A 17,454-nucleotide genomic window follows, 5' to 3' on the forward strand; every position below is an offset into this window, starting at 1 on the left:
ACCACTTGTAAATTTGGGTTAAAATAACGGTTTTACAAAATATTTACGTAAATAATACTAAAAAAACACGCTCCACATTTTCGTGGAACGTGACTTGATGCTAATCTGATAATTTTTGAGATGTGACAAAGTTTTTATATTTTTCATGGGATTGCATTAATTCTCCATGTGTACCTTTACCAGTAACTTGACCTTTATCAATGAAAATAATTTGACCTGCTTTTTTAATAGTAGAAAGACGATGCGCAATCACAACAGTTGTTCTACCTTCCATTAATGTTTCAAGTGCTTCTTGAATCTTAACTTCACTTTCACTATCTAAGTTAGCGGTAGCTTCATCTAATAAAAGAATATCTGGATTCTTAACGAAACTTCTAGCTATATCAATACGTTGACGTTGGCCACCAGATAATTTAAGTCCTCGTTCACCAACCATAGTGTCATAACCTTCATCGAACTGCATAATGAATTCATGACAATTTGCTAATTTGGCATATTCAATTAATTCTTCGTCTGTTACTTCTCTATTAATACCATATAAAATATTGTCTCTAATCGTACCGCTCATCATTGAGTTAGACTGCATCACGTAACCGATTTTAGTACGCCATTTTGATAGTGGAATATCATAAATACTACGATCGTTATATTTAATGTCACCACTTTCAATCTCATACATACGCTCAATTAAATTGAAAATAGTACTTTTACCTGAACCAGAAGGTCCTACAAAGGCACTCACCTTACCTTGAGGTATATCAAATGATACATCATCAAGAATCTTCTTGATGTCATATTTGAAATCTACATGTTCAAAGCTTAATTCACCATCTTCTACAAGGTCATTTTCAGACTCAGATAGTGCTTCAGTTCGTTCAATTGGCTCTTGCATGATTTCATAGATACGGTGACTTGCTCCGACTGCTTTTTTATAATCTGTAACCAAAGTAGACAGATTGATCAATGGCATAGATAATTGAATCACATAGAAAATCATTGCAATTAATGTACCTGGTGTAATAGCACCTGTTCCGATTTCTAATGCACCAAATCCAAGAATAATCGCAATCGTAAGTAACATCACGACGCCTGAGATTGGTTGAACAATTGCTGAAATTTTAGCTTGTTTTAAACCTAGATGATAGATTTTCTTTAAATTTACATGTGCATTATCTAACTCTAATCTTTCAGTATTAGAAACTTTAACCAGTCTCATTTCAGTTAACACTCTACCAAGTAAACCACTAAAATTAGCGATTTCAGTTTGTGTATTTGTAGAAATTCTTTGCATCACACGTCCTAATGGGATCATGATAAAGACAAATACTGGTATGGTGATAAAGGTTAGCAATGTTAATTTCCAATCCATGATAAATAACATGATTAATGAACCTATTAAAGTTAATACAGATGGTAATAAATTAGGTAACTTTTGAGAAATAAATTCATTAATAACCTTTGTGTCATCAGTGAGACGGCTCATTAATTGACCACTTTCGTTTTTATCAAAGAACGGCATTTTTAATTGGATGATATGTTCCCACAATATTGATCGAATGGCATATATAATTTTCTCACCAATTTTACTGAGTAAGTATAAACCAACACCACTCAGCAATGCATTGACTAAGAAAATTGCACCAAAGATAGCTATCATGCCCCAATTCATACTACTTACAGAAAATTTATCAACTAAACGTCCTGTAAATAGAGGCACTAATAAACCACTTAAACTTCCTAACGAAGTAATAATGACCGCTGCAATGATTAACCCGTATGGCCACGAAAGCCTTTTAAATAAGAAAAATAAAGGGTTTTGTTGTTTCATTTGTTATACCTCGTCTTTAATTGTCATATTTTCATTTTGCTCAATCATACTATATATCCATCTCAATCCCAAATAATAAAGTGATTCGCAATTTATTTTATTAAAGAAAACATTTAGCTTCATTGGATAGATTTATTCTTAAAAATAACTAGCACTTACTCATATATATACGAGGCTGGGACCTTTAACATTTATGCTCTGGGAAAACCGATTAACGGCGTCCCAAAAGCAGGATTTTCGGCAGTAACACTCACAATTCGATAAGAATTGAGAAACAATTTTACTCACTGTTCGGTCCTGATCAAATCCTAAACTCTTTTGTCCCGACCTCTTGTTCTACGTTCATTATAACTATGTTCTTCGTAATTGTTATTATAACACCTTTTGATTGAACTGACGAAAGTGTTTCCCTATTCTTTTATACTTTTAAATAATAAAAAACAGACATACCATCTTTGGATAGTACATCTGTTTGATATTCTAAATTATTTCGCGTCTTTACCATATAATTCTTGTTTAATCTTAGTTGTTGAGATTCCTTCTGTACGATTAAGATAAATCACTTCACATTTATCCTTTAAGAAATCAAATTCGCCTTCCCAATCGTGGCCCATAACAAAGACATCAACATCAAAGCGATCAACATCTTTTTCTTTTTGACCCCAACCTTCTTCAGGAATCACTAAATCAACATAACGAATTGACTCTAGCATCATTTTACGTTGTTCATAATCATAATAAGACTTTTTATTTTTGATTTGATTGAATTCATCTGTAGAGAGTGCAACGATAAGGTAATCGCCCATTTCACGTGCTCTTCTCAATAATTCGATATGACCATAATGTAACAAATCATATGTACCATAAGTAATTACTCGTTTCATGATACGTATTCTCCTTAACTTAAAATTTAATAAAAATTTACAATCTTAATGTAGCATAAATATTTAACCCTTACCATTAATTCAATAATAGTTGATTACTTGGTTTTTCACACTATAAATGTGCTCTAAACCGAAATTTAATGTTTATTGACTACTTTCTCAACACACGCTTGAGTGATTGCTTCCCTGAAAATGATACACGTTTCGGTAGCACTGACACTTTAAAGCGTAAGTAACCCGGACGTCCGATGCCTACTTCACTTAAAGCCTTCCTCCACTGTTGATACAAATCCTTTGTCCAATTTGTCGCGCTTTGTTCAACAGCTCTAACAATTCTAAACATAGCATTTCCGGAATAATGTGTATGTTGCATGGAATGAATATATGATATCACGCTATCCATCAATGATTGGGTCATTTGGCTATTCTTCATTAAGTGCGCTTGAATGAGATAGCTGACAATTAAATTATCCATTCGATAACTATAATATGTCTTTTCATCAGTCAATAATAATAAATCCATCACACGTTGGCGGACCTTCAAGGCATCTTTCATATAAGGTAAAAACGTATCAGCGCGTTGAGCAGTGACTGACCCTTCTCTCTCATTATATCCATAAACGATGTTAGATATGAGTTGAATATCTCGTGCTTTAGAAAATGCCCTCACGATAAATGTATGTTCCTCACAAAATACGACATCTTCATCAAAACGTAATCCTGCGTACTTAGCACTGAACAACTTCGCTCCAGGGCCAATGGATTGCATAATTTCAGGCTTACGATCAAGTGTAACTAACGCATCTTCCACTATATCTTCATGAGTAGGAATCACTTTCCATTCTCCATTTACACCTCTAGCAATTTGTCCTATCACTACGTCCGTTTCTTCATTTTTCTGAAAGGCTTCTACCAATAAATCAATTCTACTTGGTAGAAATTCATCATCTGCATCTAAGAACAGGAATCCTTCAACGTCATCAGACATTGCATCTAAACCAACATTTCTACTACGTGCTGCACCTTGGTTATCTTGATTAATGACCTTAATATTTGGATGTACTTTTTGAAGTTCTGTAAGAACGCGTTTCGTATTGTCAGTCGAACCATCGTTAACACATATAATTTCATAATCTGATTGTGTATCAACTGAGAGTATCGCACGTTTTATCGTATCTTCAGCATTATACGCCGGAATAATTATTGCTAATTTCATTGTTTCACCAACTTATTTATAAAATTAACTAACTGGCTTAAACTTGCTTTCGTATTATATTGATGCCAAGAGTGAAATAGAGGTTGAAATTCTTTCTCCGCTTTCCCTAATGCCTGAATTAAACTTGTTTCATCAGCAAATTTATATTTTTTCGGAATTTCATAATAGAAAGGATTTAAACCTCTTACTTTTTCATAGTCTTTCTCATCATAGTTATAAAAAAACGTAGGTTTATTTAATAGACTAGCTTCAATAGGCAATGAACTGTAATCACTTATAATGACATCTGCCATCACCATTAATGAAGCAACATCTATATCTTGAGAAGTATCTCTTTCGCTAATGGAAGGATGCAAGTGACTCATTAATGTATATTCTGGTAATTGTTGCTCAAATATTTCTTTATTTATTGTTCGATTTGCAACCTTCGATTCTCTATATGTCGGTACGTAAACAGCTAATTTGTTCTTAATATGATACTTCTCTTTTAATCTTTGTTGTTCTTTTTCAATATTCATATTCAAATATTTCACTAATCTAGGAAGTCCAAACTTTAACATTTGTTCAGGTTGAGCTTCAAACGATGCTTCAAAACAACGTGCCATTTCATCTCCACCAACCAAGTAATAATCTGTTGCATTATAAACACGTTTATATTGCTCGACCATCGCTTTATTATTCAAATCAACTTGGTGATCAGTAAGTCCAAAATCTTTAAGTGCCCCCGAAGCATGCCATGTTTGAATAACTGTTTGCCCTTTTTTCTTATGATATCCACCCATCATTAAGTAATAAGTGTCGATAACAATCACTTTTGCTGTACTTAACGCTTTCATGTGACTCACAATATTTTTATTCCCCGCTGGAATGAATGTTGTATTTTCCAAGCCTTCAATAAGTGAGTGATCTTGTATTTTACCAATAATTGTTAAGTGATAACCCTGTTGATGAAGCGCTTCGATAATCGGAAGTACATCCTGCTTGAAGGTCATCATCACAACAATATGGTCACGCTTTAACTTTAGTGGCTTATATATCATATTTAATAACGTAATCATTATCATATATACTTTTTTAATTAGAATTCTCATGTTTTCACCGTCTTTAATTACTCAATCGTATTTCTAAATTATATACGATTCTCTCTCACTTAGAAAATGATAGCCGCCACTTTCATGCTCGTAAATAAGTCTTAGATGGTTTCATTTTCAAAAAATGCCTCGATCCTAAATGGACCAAGGCAATTGGTATATAGTATTACAAGAAATCAGCAAAATGATCTCTATAACGTTTATGAAGTATTGAACCAATAATAAAGAATACGATGATGATGCAAATGTTATATAACATCAACTTCCAATGGTCGATAAAATACCATTGATGGAATAAAATTGCTGCACGATATGACTCAGCGATAAAGTACACTGGGTTAAACATCATAATTTTGTGAATAATACCACTTACACCATGGTTCTTTGGTACCCAAAGAATTGGAGACATATAGAATAATATTCTCATTAATGCTTGCATAATCATTTGCGTATCTCTAACAAGTATCCCTAATGTAGACGTTAAAAGTGCTACAGATGATGTTAATAAATATGCAAAAGGCACATAAATCAATAATTGTATAATATGAATGGTAGGAAAAATCCCTTTAAACATACATGCTATGATAATAATGACTAACAGTCCTAAATGACCATAGAATCTACTTGTAACAATATATGTTGGAATAATTGATAAAGGGAAATTCATTTTAGCAACTTGATTAAATTTTTGTGAAATAGATTTGGTACCTTCAAGTACCCCTTGGTTAATAAAGAACCACATACTAATTCCTACGAGTAACCAAAATACAAATGGAATACCATGAATAGGTGCATTACTTCTAATTCCTAGACCGAAAACAATCCAGTAAACCATAATTTGTAAGGCAGGATTTAAAATTTCCCATGCCATACCTAAATAGTTACTATGATTTGAGATTTTAATTTGAAATTGTGCCAGTCTTTGAATTAAATAGAAGTTTTTAATATGTTCTTTTAAAACAGTTCCAACTGCTGACATTAAACCCAACCACGCTTTCTCAATGCAATAGAACACGATCTATTGTAAAACTTTAATAATGAGTCTTTTAAACTTACTTTTTCAATTTAACTTTATTTGAAATGATAGCTTATTGTTTATTACAAGCTTATTATATTATACAATCATTTACGTTAAAAACTGTAACGATCATCATCTTTAAATTTTATGTGTATAATAAGATGCTTAAAGGAATGACAAAATTTTTAATACATTCGTTCGTTTCACATATTTCTTAAAATAAGTATATGATGATTTAAATTTTACTTAGTTTTAACAAAATCACCTATACACTTTACACCAGGTTAATAAATTTAACAACTGATGTGTTGTATATTATAATCTATACAAATGTATATAAGGAAGGTACCAAAATGAGTGTTTCGGTAAATATTGAAAATGTAACAAAAGAATACCGTATATATAGAAATAATAAAGATCGTATCAAAGATGCCTTAATACCTAAAAATAAAAATAAAACTTTCTTCGCTTTAGATAACGTTTCACTCACTGCCCATGAAGGTGATGTCATTGGATTAGTGGGTATCAATGGTTCAGGCAAATCTACATTAAGTAATATGATTGGTGGATCATTGTCCCCTACTTCAGGAGAGATCGAAAGGCATGGCGACGTTAGTGTGATTGCCATTAATGCAGGTCTTAATGGACAATTGACAGGCGTTGAAAATATTGAATTTAAAATGTTATGCATGGGATTCAAACGTAAAGAAATCAAAGAATTAATGCCAAAGATTATTGATTTTAGTGAATTAGGCGAATTTATTTATCAACCTGTTAAAAAATATTCAAGTGGTATGCGTGCGAAGTTAGGTTTTTCAATTAATGTTACTGTTAATCCTGATATTTTAGTTATTGACGAAGCATTATCTGTTGGGGATCAAACTTTCACTCAAAAATGCTTAGATAAAATCTATGAATTTAAAGAGGCTAAAAAAACTATATTTTTTGTTAGCCATAATATTCGCCAAGTTAGAGAATTCTGTACTAAGATTGCTTGGATTGAAGGCGGCAAACTTAAAGATTTTGGCGAACTTGAGGACGTCTTACCTAAATATGAAGAATTTTTAAAATCATTTAAGAAGAAATCAAAAGCTGAACAAAAAGCCTTTAGAAATGAATTAGACGAAACACGTTTCGTGGTCAAATAATTATTTTCAATTAATTTGAGCTTATCCCTTTTCAAAATATGAAACTCGTATTATGATGAAAATAAGAGTTACACAAAGTTGTCACAAATAAAGCGTAAATTAAAGAGGGTGACAGAGATAGTATCTAATAAGAAAACCCAACAATTTGCGAATTTAGTACGCTCTTACCGTAAATCTTATATTGGTAAAGGCCCAGAACAAGTTAAAGTCTTTTTCAAAGATAATTGGGCAGTTTGTCATATGTCTGGAAGTTTAAGTAAGGTTGAAAATTTTTATTTGCGAAATAAAGATTTTGAGAGTATGCTTAAATACGGACGTACTGAAGAAATTAAAGAATTATATAAACAAAATCCTCCTGTAGAGATGGAGGAACTTGTCGGAGCAAAATTCGTAAAACTTTTTACAGATGTTAATTTAGAAGACGACGAAGTAGTGTCGATTTTCGTTTTTGATAGATCAATTGAAGAATAAATTAAATATTACGGGATTGGTGTAAGGTACTCAGTGCTGTTTGCTAACCCACTTTGTTCGAATAATTATGTGAGTCATACATATATTTGAGGAGGTGGTTAAAACAAATAGGCTGAGTATTTTTTTATAAACGTTATAAGTGCTCTCATCATAGAATTACTAAAGTTTTAGTAAAAAATTCTAAATTTAGGAGTGTATAGATTATGAAAATTGTAGCATTATTCCCAGAAACAGATGAAGTTTTAGATAACCAATTATTAAACACTGACAAAGCAATCGGTCTTAGAGAATTCTTAAAAGATTCAGACCATGAATTAGTTATCTTAAAAAATGGTGAGGAAGATTTAGATAAACACTTAAGTGACATGGACATTGTTATCAGTGCTCCATTCTACCCTGCATATATGACTAAAGAAAGAATCGAAAAAGCACCAAACTTAAAATTAGCTATCACAGCTGGTGTAGGTTCTGACCATGTTGATTTAGATGCAGCAAGTAAACACGATGTAGGTGTTGTTGAAGTAACTGGTAGTAATACAGTAAGTGTTGCTGAACATGCCGTAATGGACTTACTTATTGTATTACGTAACTTTATGGAAGGACACCGTCAATCAGTTGAAGGCGAATGGGATTTATCTAAAGTTGGTAACCAAGCTCGCGAACTACAAAATAAAACAATCGGTATCTTTGGTTTCGGTCGTATTGGTCAATTAGTTGCTGAGCGCTTAAAACCATTCAATGTAACTATGCAACACTATGACCCAATCAATCAAAAAGATAACGAAAACTCTAAATTTGTTGAATTCGAAGAACTTGTAAAAACAAGTGATGCAATCACTATTCACGCACCATTAACACCTTCTACAGATAACTTATTCGATGAAGATGTGTTAAGCAAAATGAAAAAAGGTAGCTATTTAGTTAATACTGCACGTGGTAAAATCGTGAACACACAAGCATTAGTTGATGCTGTTAATAGTGGTCAAATTCAAGGTTATGCCGGTGACGTATGGTACCCACAACCAGCTCCAGCAGATCACCCTTGGAGAACTATGCCTAGAAACGGTATGACTATTCACTATTCAGGTATGACTTTAGAATCTCAAAAACGTATTGAAGATGGTGTTAAAGATATCTTAAATCGTTTCTTTAATAATGAAGCATTCCAAGACAAAGATGTTATTGTTTCTAGCGGAAAAATTTCAAGCTCAAGCTATACTGCTAAATAATTGCACTATAACGGAAAAATAAATGTTATTCTGATTCATTTTTGTTCAAAATAAAAACTCAACTATTTCAATAATTACAACCCTAACTACAAATGAAATATTAAAAAGAGGCATGGCTATTAAAAGCGCCATATCAGACTTAATAGTTACGATGTACTCTTTGTGCTTAAGTCAATGTCTAGAAGGCTAATGCGTTAACGTTATACCTTTCCCAAAAATCAAAATTGTTATTAGCCGTGTAAGTTCCCCTGTTCGCTTACACTAAGACATTGAACAAGCTTTCAACAACCTTGATATTATTTATAAATCTAATTACACACTCAATTACTTTCTACCCCTTCCCTGTGAAGTAATTGAGTAGTCAAAACCTTAAAATAATGTTATCCCTTTTCAAATAGAAAGAGAGAGGTGGCCTCCCTGAACCACCTCTCTCTATTTTTAATTATTTCGATTTCATTTTTCTTTTTTGTTTTGATACTTTTAGCATAAATTTTGGAATACTTACCATTCTTCCAATTCTCTTCCAATCAATGAGTAATCTAAATACCCATTCAATATTTAGCTTTTGGTATAACTTAGGCGCACGCTTTTTGGCACCACTTAGCACTTCAAAAGAACCTCCAACACCCATCATTACTGTTTGTTTAAATTTATCGTGATGTTTATGGATCCATTGTTCTTGTTTAGGGAAGCCCATCCCTACAAAAATATAATCTGGATTGAAACTTGTTATACGTTTGACGACCGTTTCATCTTCTAAATTGATGTAACCGTGATGATGTGCAAAAGTGACATCAGGATATTTTAAATTCAACTTACGTTCAGCCGCTTCAATAATTTCATTTTTGGAACCAAGCAAATAAACACGTTGGTGCTTAGCATTAGCAATTTTTAAGCATTCTTCAAGTAATTCAATTCCTGGAACACGTCGTCTTAATGGTTCATTCAAACGTTTAGAGGCTTTAACAACCCCCGTGCCATCAGCTACAACATAATCTGCTTCATTGATTAAATCCATATATGAAGGGTGCTCTGTTGCATAATCTACAATTTCAGGGTTAGCTGTCACTATAAATAAATTTTGACTTTCATTTTTTTCAAAAAATGATTTAATATTTTTAGTCATTTCCAACATCGTCGTGTTGTTAAATTGAACACCTAGTATATTTACTTTACTGTTATTGAATTGCTCGTTATTCATCCCTAAAGCCCCACTTCACTTCGTGTATTATTCTATTTGTATTATTTATCATTAGAATTTTAATTACTTTCTCTTTAAAAATGTACGGTCTATTTTACCACATCGAAAATTAAACTAGAAATGTTTACGTCCTAATTTACATCTAAAGTCCAAAAGCCATAAACTACATTTTCATTTATAATAAATTTTAAGTGATTATAATAAAATCTATTACACGAGGTTCACATTCATGACATACCTAGAAAACTTTTTCACAACAGTCATTCATTTAAATATTTATTTAATCATATTGATAAGCATTGTATACATCGTCATTCATCAACATCGACATAAAAGTATCAATCAATTTTTAGATGTTTACCTTAATTATATTCCAGTTTTAACACATGAGTTCGGACATGTTTTATTTAATAGACTTGCAGGTGGACGCGCTAAAGATCTTGTTATTGTTACAAGTCCTAAAGAACGACAATCAACCTTGCAACAAGGCTACGCCATTACACAATCGAGAAGTTACCTTGGACAATTCATTACTACCATTGGCGGCTATTTAATGCCACCGATTATGTTTTTAATTGGCTTAGTAGCCGCACATTATCAACATCCAAGTATTTTCCTAGTATCATATCTATTTATTTTTATTTACTTTTTAATTCTAACATCTCGTAAATTATCACCTATCATAGTCATATTGCTTATTGGAATACTACTTTACTTTTTATTCCAACATGATAATCAAATGATAATGTATGATATTGTGTCACTAAGTTATCATTTCATTTTAGGTGTCCTTTTAGGGGAAATTCTTCAATCCTCATGGACGATATTTAACCTAACCTTCCAACGTCCTAAGCCGAGTTGGGATGGCAGTGCTTTAACTGAGATTACTAGAGTCCCTACAGTCATTTATAGTGTGTTATGGATTGCCTTCAATCTCTATACAGTTTATCTACTCATCAAATATACGATTTTATAAAAAAGCTTAAGCTCTTAATGATTTACACATTTTTTCATTAAGAACTTAAGCTTTTATTGTTTGTCAGCAAAGATATTCATCGCATTCTCATAACTTAATATCGTCACTATATCGTTTCGTTTAATGATAATCACTTTGTTTGTGTCATCCTTTGAAACGATTTCGACTTCATTGCCTATATAAATGTCTTTACTGGAAAGATATACAAGTAACTCTGTTTTATCACGTACACGTCTCACTACAACATGATCCCCAGGTTCAAATTCTAATATAGATGTCGTATATAACTCTTTATATTGATGATCTCTTGGAATCACACCACCATGAGGACACGTTTCAGGATAATTCAATGTTTTATCTAAACGTTCTACAAACAAATCGGAAATGCGGTGTTCAAGGATTTCCGCCTCTTGATGAACCTCTTCCCAGTTGTATTGTAAGATTTCTATTAAAAATAACTCCAATAAACGATGACGTTTAATGATATCGAGCGTTTGGTTAAGACCCGCTTCTGTTAAACGTGCACCTTTATAGTGTTTTGTTTCTACATAGCCTTCCTTTTCTAAGCGTCCTATCATTTCACTGACAGATGGTGGTTTAATATTTAGAAATTGAGATAATTGTTTATTTGACACAAAGGATACATCGCCGTCATTCGTTAAAATTGCTTTCAAGTAATCCTCTTTTTCTTCAGTTAACATCATTTCACCTCACACGCATTCACCTTATTGTATCATGAATTCACTTGACATGTTAAAACTTCAACGTTTATTATAAAATAAATTAGGTTAACCTAAACTTTTAATTAGGAGGTTATAATTTTTGTTAAAAATAGACCAATTAAATCTATTTCTAGGGAAAAAGCATGTACTTAAAAATGTCTCTTTCTCTTTACCTATAAGTGGTGAAATTGTTGGCATCGTTGGTCCTAATGGCGCTGGGAAATCGTCATTACTGAAAGCTTTTATTGGGGAATTTAAAGCCACAGGGACAAAGTTGCTATATGACCGCCCTATACATACTCAACTAAGATATATCACATACATTCCTCAAAAAGCACAATTAGATTTAGATTTTCCTATCAAAGTAGAACAAGTTGTGCTTTCAGGTTGCTATCAAGTCATCGGATGGTTTAAAAGACCAGAAATCACCGAAAAGACTAAACTCAATCAATTGCTCAAAGATTTAGAATTAGACGAGTTACGTCATAGGCAAATTTCTCAATTAAGTGGTGGACAATTACAACGTGTACTTGTCGCAAGAGCATTAATGAGTGATAGTGATATCTACTGTTTTGATGAACCCTTTGTTGGCATCGATATTTACAGTGAACAACTCATCATGAATAAGATTAGACATCTTAAACATTTAGGGAAATTAATTTTGATTGTGCATCATGATTTATCAAAAGCTGAACAATACTTCGATCGTATTTTATTGCTCAATCAGACTATAAGATACTTAGGCGCACCTAAAGAAGCGTTATCTTCTGAACGTTTAAATGCAACATTCATGAATTTTGATAATCATTTATCACCACTTGAATCTACACAAGGGAGTGCGTGTGTTAAATGTTAGACTTCTTTAATCATTTGTTAAGTTATCAATTTTTAAATCGTGCATTAATCACTTCTATTCTAGTAGGGGTTGTGTGCGGTACAGTGGGAAGCATTATCGTTCTTAGAGGACTATCTTTAATGGGAGACGCTATGAGTCATGCCGTACTACCTGGCGTGGCATTATCATTCCTCTTCAATATTCCAATGTTTATCGGAGCATTAGTGACAGGAATGATCGCAAGTTTATTTATCGGTTTTATCACTTCTAAGAGTAAGACAAAACCAGATGCTGCTATAGGGATTAGTTTTACAGCTTTCCTAGCTACAGGAGTCATTATTATTAGCTTAATTAACAGTACAACTGACCTATATCACATTTTATTCGGTAATTTACTTGCCATTACGAATCAATCATTTTGGACAACAATCATTATCGGTATAAGTGTGATTACACTCATTATTATATTCTACAGACCTTTAATGATTTCTACCTTTGATGAAACATTTAGCCGAATGAGTGGACTAAACACTACATTAATTCATTACTTCGTCATGCTCTTACTTGCACTTGTAACAGTCGCAAGTATTCAGACCGTAGGAATTATCCTTGTTGTAGCTTTACTCATCACACCTGCTTCAACAGCATTTCTAATCAGTAAGCAGTTGTACAGCATGATGATTATAGCAAGCATCATTAGTGTAGTAAGTTCAATTATCGGATTGTACTTTAGTTATATTTATAACGTACCAAGTGGCGCAACAATCGTCCTTTGTACATTCACAATTTACGTAATTACATTAGCTAGCACTAGAATTATAAACAGACAGAAAAGAGGCGCTTTAACTTGAAGAAAATCTTTGCTTTAGCATTAGCATTTATCATGATTCTTGCAGCATGTGGGAATCAGCACAATGAGCATAGCTCTCATGGTGGTAAGTTACAAGTTGTAACAACAAACTCAATTCTTTACGACATGGTTAAGCATGTTGGTGGCGATAAAGTGGACGTTCATAGCATTGTTCCGGTCGGACAAGACCCACATGAATATGAGGTGAAACCTAAAGATATCAAGGCGCTCACTGATGCTGATGTCATTTTCTATAATGGATTAAATCTTGAAACTGGCAACGGTTGGTTTGAAAAGGCACTTAAACAAGCAGGAAAGTCTACGAAAGATAAGAGTGTGATTGCAACATCTAAAGACGTCGATCCTATTTACTTAAATGGTGAAAATGGCAACAAGAGCAAACAAGATCCACATGCATGGTTGAGTTTAGATAACGGTATTAAATATGTTAAAACAATTCAACAAACTTTAATTCATTATGATAAACAACACCAATCAACATTTAAAAAGCATGGTAAAGCCTATTTGGCTGAACTTGAAAAACTAAATAAAAATAGTAAAAACAAATTCGATGATATTCCTAAAGATCAACGTGCCATGATGACAAGTGAAGGTGCATTTAAATACTTTGCTAAACAATTTAACGTCAAACCAGGTTACATCTGGGAGATTAATACTGAGAAACAAGGAACTCCGGGACAAATGAAACAAGCGATTCGCTTTGTTAAAGACAATCACTTAAAACATCTATTAGTCGAAACAAGTGTTGATAAAAAAGCGATGCAAAGTCTATCTGAAGAAACAAATAAAGATATTTACGGAGAAGTATTTACAGATTCTATTGGTAAAGAAGGAACAAAAGGAGATTCATACTACAAAATGATGAAATCCAATATCGATACAATTCATGGCAGCATGAAGTAGTAGAGGTATATAGAAATATTTAGAATTCTCGGATGAACATATTTAGTCTATGTCACTATCACTTCCGTTCATACATTTAATACTGGACGCACAATAAAATGTGATGTGACTACTTACAACCATTCCATGATTATGTTCATCCTGAGTGATTCTAATGTATCAAACATACATATGTTGTAAGAATATAACTAGCAGTCCCATATCGTGTGTTTTTCATTTATATTACCCTCCTATAATATAAACTACATCTTTTTACACACGATATGGTGGTGTTAGTTAGGAGTATATTTCGCACAAACATAATAGAGCCCCACTCTCTCACTAAAAAATACGGAGTTATAATCACTGCGAAAACAACTCAAGCATTACTTTGTTTCTGAGCGATAAACAATAGTAATGTTACTAACAACATGTACTACTGTTACTTAACATCTATAACATCCCTCAAGTAGTACATATCAGTTCTATTCAACTCTGAGTAGTTACTGAAGCCACAAATAATCACTTGATGTGATAGCTTTCATCTATCACTAAGCTATCTCCATGGTATTTTTAATCCTCCCCCATGGAGTACCCAGTTGCACTAATTATGTTGAGATTAGTGCAACTTTTTTATTTTGCATTTATACGTGAATCATAAAATTTAAATACCAAATAAATTGAAAAAATACGAAGTAGAATTTTTGAAAAAGCCAAAACATACAATAAGTAACGTAGAATTGAATGTATAAAAAAGCAATAAAATGGATTCTAGTTGAAACCATCTTATTGCTCATATCATAGTTATTCATTTCTCTATCCAATCAATATTTACAGATTAAGCTATCGTTTTTTAAATAAGATTATGTCTTACTATCAACAATAACCATTTCGTCATAGTTGATGGATTCTCTTAATTTCAACGCTGTACCTTCTGTAATTTCTTCATCTTCAATTAACTCTCGTAAAACGCGACGTTGCTCTCTTAAAGCATTTAACTTAATTCGTGTAATGGTATCTTCACTTGGAGAATTAAAGAAATTATTCGGCGTTAAGTTGTCAATACGCATGAGATAACCATCACAAATCATACCTACTTCTAACTTGTTATCTGTTGTCGCTTCTTTTGAAAGTCGACTTACTACATTATAGTGAACTAATTTATTAATCTTACCTAATTCGAGCAAGTTATCCGTTACGCTTAATGATGATGCTGAATTAATTTTCGTTTTAACACGACGTTTTAATAACATTCCTCTTAATGCCACCGTAATTCTTCGGAAGAGTGAGGCTTGCTTATACACTTGCGTACGTTCAGCATAGCGCATATAGTTTTCAAGCACACTATCAGTAATGTCTCCATCATCAACAAGTTTTTCCAATGTCTTAGTCTCAACATTAAAGGCAATTTTTTGAAGTCGTTCTAACTCTTTAGAGTTTTCGTCTTCCTTCTCAACTGTTTTAAGGAACGTGAGTTTATCGTGATATTCTTTAATCACATTGCCATAACGATAACTTGTTTCAAACGTTGATTTCTGATTTAAGTAATCTATGACATGCTCTAAAATATACACTCTGGCTTCTTTGAACGTCATATTTCCTACTTTCACTTTAGGTTTATCTGGCGTTACAAGAGGGAGTAAAACTTGAGCAATCACTAAACTAATAATAACCATGCCAGATGCAATAAATAATAAATCATTTCTATATTGGAATGAGTGATGATCGGCTAAGTAATAAGGTAATGTTAACGCGATAGCTAATGAAATTGTCCCGTGTACCCCACAGAGCGTCATAATCAGTGCATATAAGCTTCTCTTAGGTTTTTTCTCTGTCTTTTTATCATCATCGTCTTTAGAAATCATTTTCTGGAATGGACTGACTGATAAATAAAAATAAGGATAAAGGACATAGACCCATACAAATCTGAACAAGTATACTGCTAAGGCCACAAGTACTGTAATCACGATTAAGAATAATAAATTGTGTGGTTCAGTTTTAATAATCTTCACAATGACTTCAGGAACTAAGAATCCTAGTATTGAAAAGACAAAACCATTTAAAACGTAACCTAAAATATTCCAAGTATGGTTATAACTCATCTGTAACTGCGTACGCGTTTGAGCGATACGATCACGTTCAAAGCCATGTACAAGACCTGCAACGACCGCCGCAATAATACCAGATGCATGGAAAAGTTCAGCAATGATATACGTTACAAATGGTGTTAATAACTGAATAAAGGTAAACATATTAATGTTTTCAATACCGCGTCGCATTAATGTGAGACGGAATCGAACAAGTGCCATACCTATAAGTAGACCTACAATTGCACCACCAATAGATGCGATAAGAAATTGTTGAACTGCATCGAAGATTGAAAACGTACCTGTAATTAACACGCCAACAGCAATTTTAAAAGAAATGATACCGGCAGCATCATTAAGTAGTGATTCACCTTCGAGAATCGTTAACGACCCTTTTGGTAATACCTTCCCATTTGTAATAGCTTGAACTGCAACCGCATCAGTAGGACATAATATTGCTGCTATCGCGAATGCAGCGCCAATTGGTAAATCCGGCCAGATCCAATGTACAAATAGACCTACCCCAATGACGGTTGTAATAACGAGACCTAGGGCCATCATCATTACGGGTTTAATATACTTTCTTAAATGTACTCTTGAAACATTAACCCCTTCAACGAATAATAACGGCGCGATAAGCGTTACCATAAACAACTCAGAGTCAAAGTTAAATTGTACTGGAATTGGAGTGAGATATAACAACATCCCAAGAACGATTTGGATAAATGCAAGAGGTACTTTAGGTATGAAAGTATGGACAAAGGAGCTTACAATAACTACTGTAGTAAAAATGAGTAAAGTTTCAAATATCTCCAAACTTTCACCTCTCTATTAATTTTTAATTGAAAATTAAGTAATAAATATCAAATATAAATGTCTCTCTCGATGTTGAAAATTAGAGTGGTGCATCAACTAAATGATTTACAAACGAGGAAGTAAATAAGAAGAATGAAGAGAAATTGCTTACTCTTATTGGTTAGATCAACAAATATAAA

The 17,454-nt window shown here is 32.9% G+C and carries 15 protein-coding genes; 7 read left to right on the forward strand and 8 right to left on the reverse strand.

Annotated elements, in window-relative coordinates:
• Window positions 1-100: 100 nt before the first annotated feature.
• The 5 genes from CD155_RS02360 to tagG all read right to left on the reverse strand — a co-directional run bounded on the left by CD155_RS02360 (window position 101) and on the right by tagG (window position 5,998).
• Window positions 101-1,828 carry an ABC transporter ATP-binding protein gene (locus CD155_RS02360; RefSeq protein ID WP_002441320.1) on the reverse strand — a complete coding sequence of 576 codons (1,728 nt, stop codon included), beginning with the start codon at window positions 1,826-1,828 and terminating at the stop codon, window positions 101-103.
• 485 nt (window positions 1,829-2,313) lie between these two features.
• Window positions 2,314-2,712, reverse strand: a complete 399-nt coding sequence (gene tagD, locus CD155_RS02365; RefSeq protein WP_002441318.1) for a glycerol-3-phosphate cytidylyltransferase — start codon at window positions 2,710-2,712, stop codon at window positions 2,314-2,316.
• Between the two features lie 151 nt (window positions 2,713-2,863).
• A complete protein-coding gene (locus CD155_RS02370) occupies window positions 2,864-3,928 on the reverse strand; it encodes a glycosyltransferase family 2 protein (RefSeq protein WP_103212413.1) in 1,065 nt (354 codons plus the stop codon).
• Window positions 3,925-5,019 (reverse strand): teichoic acid glycerol-phosphate primase TarB, encoded by a 1,095-nt coding sequence (gene tarB / locus CD155_RS02375; protein ID WP_103212414.1) that lies wholly within the window; start codon window positions 5,017-5,019, stop codon window positions 3,925-3,927. The genes CD155_RS02370 and tarB overlap by 4 nt, the downstream gene beginning before the upstream one ends.
• 166 nt (window positions 5,020-5,185) lie before the next feature.
• On the reverse strand, window positions 5,186-5,998 hold the full coding sequence (gene tagG / locus CD155_RS02380) for a teichoic acids export ABC transporter permease subunit TagG (RefSeq protein WP_002441312.1): 813 nt from the start codon (window positions 5,996-5,998) through the stop codon (window positions 5,186-5,188).
• Between the two features lie 392 nt (window positions 5,999-6,390).
• On the opposite strand from tagG, the gene tagH reads away from it, so the two are divergent.
• From tagH to CD155_RS02395, 3 genes are all read left to right on the forward strand, one after another.
• Window positions 6,391-7,185 (forward strand): teichoic acids export ABC transporter ATP-binding subunit TagH, encoded by a 795-nt coding sequence (gene tagH / locus CD155_RS02385; protein ID WP_037541157.1) that lies wholly within the window; start codon window positions 6,391-6,393, stop codon window positions 7,183-7,185.
• A gap of 108 nt (window positions 7,186-7,293) precedes the next feature.
• Window positions 7,294-7,656 carry a Na-translocating system protein MpsC family protein gene (locus CD155_RS02390; protein WP_037541156.1) on the forward strand — a complete coding sequence of 121 codons (363 nt, stop codon included), beginning with the start codon at window positions 7,294-7,296 and terminating at the stop codon, window positions 7,654-7,656.
• Window positions 7,657-7,859: 203 nt separating this feature from the next.
• Window positions 7,860-8,885: an NAD-dependent formate dehydrogenase gene (locus CD155_RS02395; protein ID WP_103212415.1), complete on the forward strand. Its 1,026-nt coding sequence runs from the start codon at window positions 7,860-7,862 to the stop codon at window positions 8,883-8,885.
• 442 nt (window positions 8,886-9,327) lie between these two features.
• Here CD155_RS02395 and tarA read toward each other — a convergent pair whose 3' ends face one another.
• Window positions 9,328-10,086, reverse strand: a complete 759-nt coding sequence (gene tarA, locus CD155_RS02400) for an N-acetylglucosaminyldiphosphoundecaprenol N-acetyl-beta-D-mannosaminyltransferase TarA (RefSeq protein WP_103212416.1) — start codon at window positions 10,084-10,086, stop codon at window positions 9,328-9,330.
• Window positions 10,087-10,315: 229 nt separating this feature from the next.
• Here tarA and CD155_RS02405 point away from each other — a divergent pair, with 229 nt between their 5' ends.
• Window positions 10,316-11,062 carry a M50 family metallopeptidase gene (locus CD155_RS02405; RefSeq protein ID WP_070832556.1) on the forward strand — a complete coding sequence of 249 codons (747 nt, stop codon included), beginning with the start codon at window positions 10,316-10,318 and terminating at the stop codon, window positions 11,060-11,062.
• 53 nt (window positions 11,063-11,115) lie between these two features.
• Here CD155_RS02405 and CD155_RS02410 read toward each other — a convergent pair whose 3' ends face one another.
• The gene (locus CD155_RS02410) at window positions 11,116-11,763 is read right to left on the reverse strand and encodes a metal-dependent transcriptional regulator (RefSeq protein ID WP_070832559.1); all 648 of its coding nucleotides are present in this window, start codon (window positions 11,761-11,763) and stop codon (window positions 11,116-11,118) included.
• Between the two features lie 121 nt (window positions 11,764-11,884).
• On the opposite strand from CD155_RS02410, the gene CD155_RS02415 reads away from it, so the two are divergent.
• Genes CD155_RS02415 through mntC form a run of 3 tightly spaced genes read left to right on the forward strand, consistent with a single transcriptional unit; the run spans window position 11,885 to window position 14,393 of the window.
• Complete coding sequence (locus CD155_RS02415) at window positions 11,885-12,640, forward strand: metal ABC transporter ATP-binding protein (RefSeq protein ID WP_002441298.1); 756 nt, start codon at window positions 11,885-11,887, stop codon at window positions 12,638-12,640.
• Window positions 12,634-13,470, forward strand: a complete 837-nt coding sequence (locus tag CD155_RS02420; protein WP_103212417.1) for a metal ABC transporter permease — start codon at window positions 12,634-12,636, stop codon at window positions 13,468-13,470. Before CD155_RS02415 ends, CD155_RS02420 begins: the two co-directional genes overlap by 7 nt.
• Entirely contained in the window at window positions 13,467-14,393 is a 927-nt protein-coding gene (gene mntC, locus CD155_RS02425) for a manganese ABC transporter substrate-binding lipoprotein MntC (RefSeq protein WP_002441293.1), read from the forward strand. Before CD155_RS02420 ends, mntC begins: the two co-directional genes overlap by 4 nt.
• A gap of 842 nt (window positions 14,394-15,235) precedes the next feature.
• Here mntC and CD155_RS02430 read toward each other — a convergent pair.
• Entirely contained in the window at window positions 15,236-17,275 is a 2,040-nt protein-coding gene (locus CD155_RS02430; protein WP_002441291.1) for a cation:proton antiporter, read from the reverse strand.
• Window positions 17,276-17,454: the final 179 nt, after the last annotated feature.

Origin of the sequence: Staphylococcus caprae, assembly GCF_002902725.1 — a bacterium.
Lineage (GTDB): Bacteria > Bacillota > Bacilli > Staphylococcales > Staphylococcaceae > Staphylococcus > Staphylococcus caprae.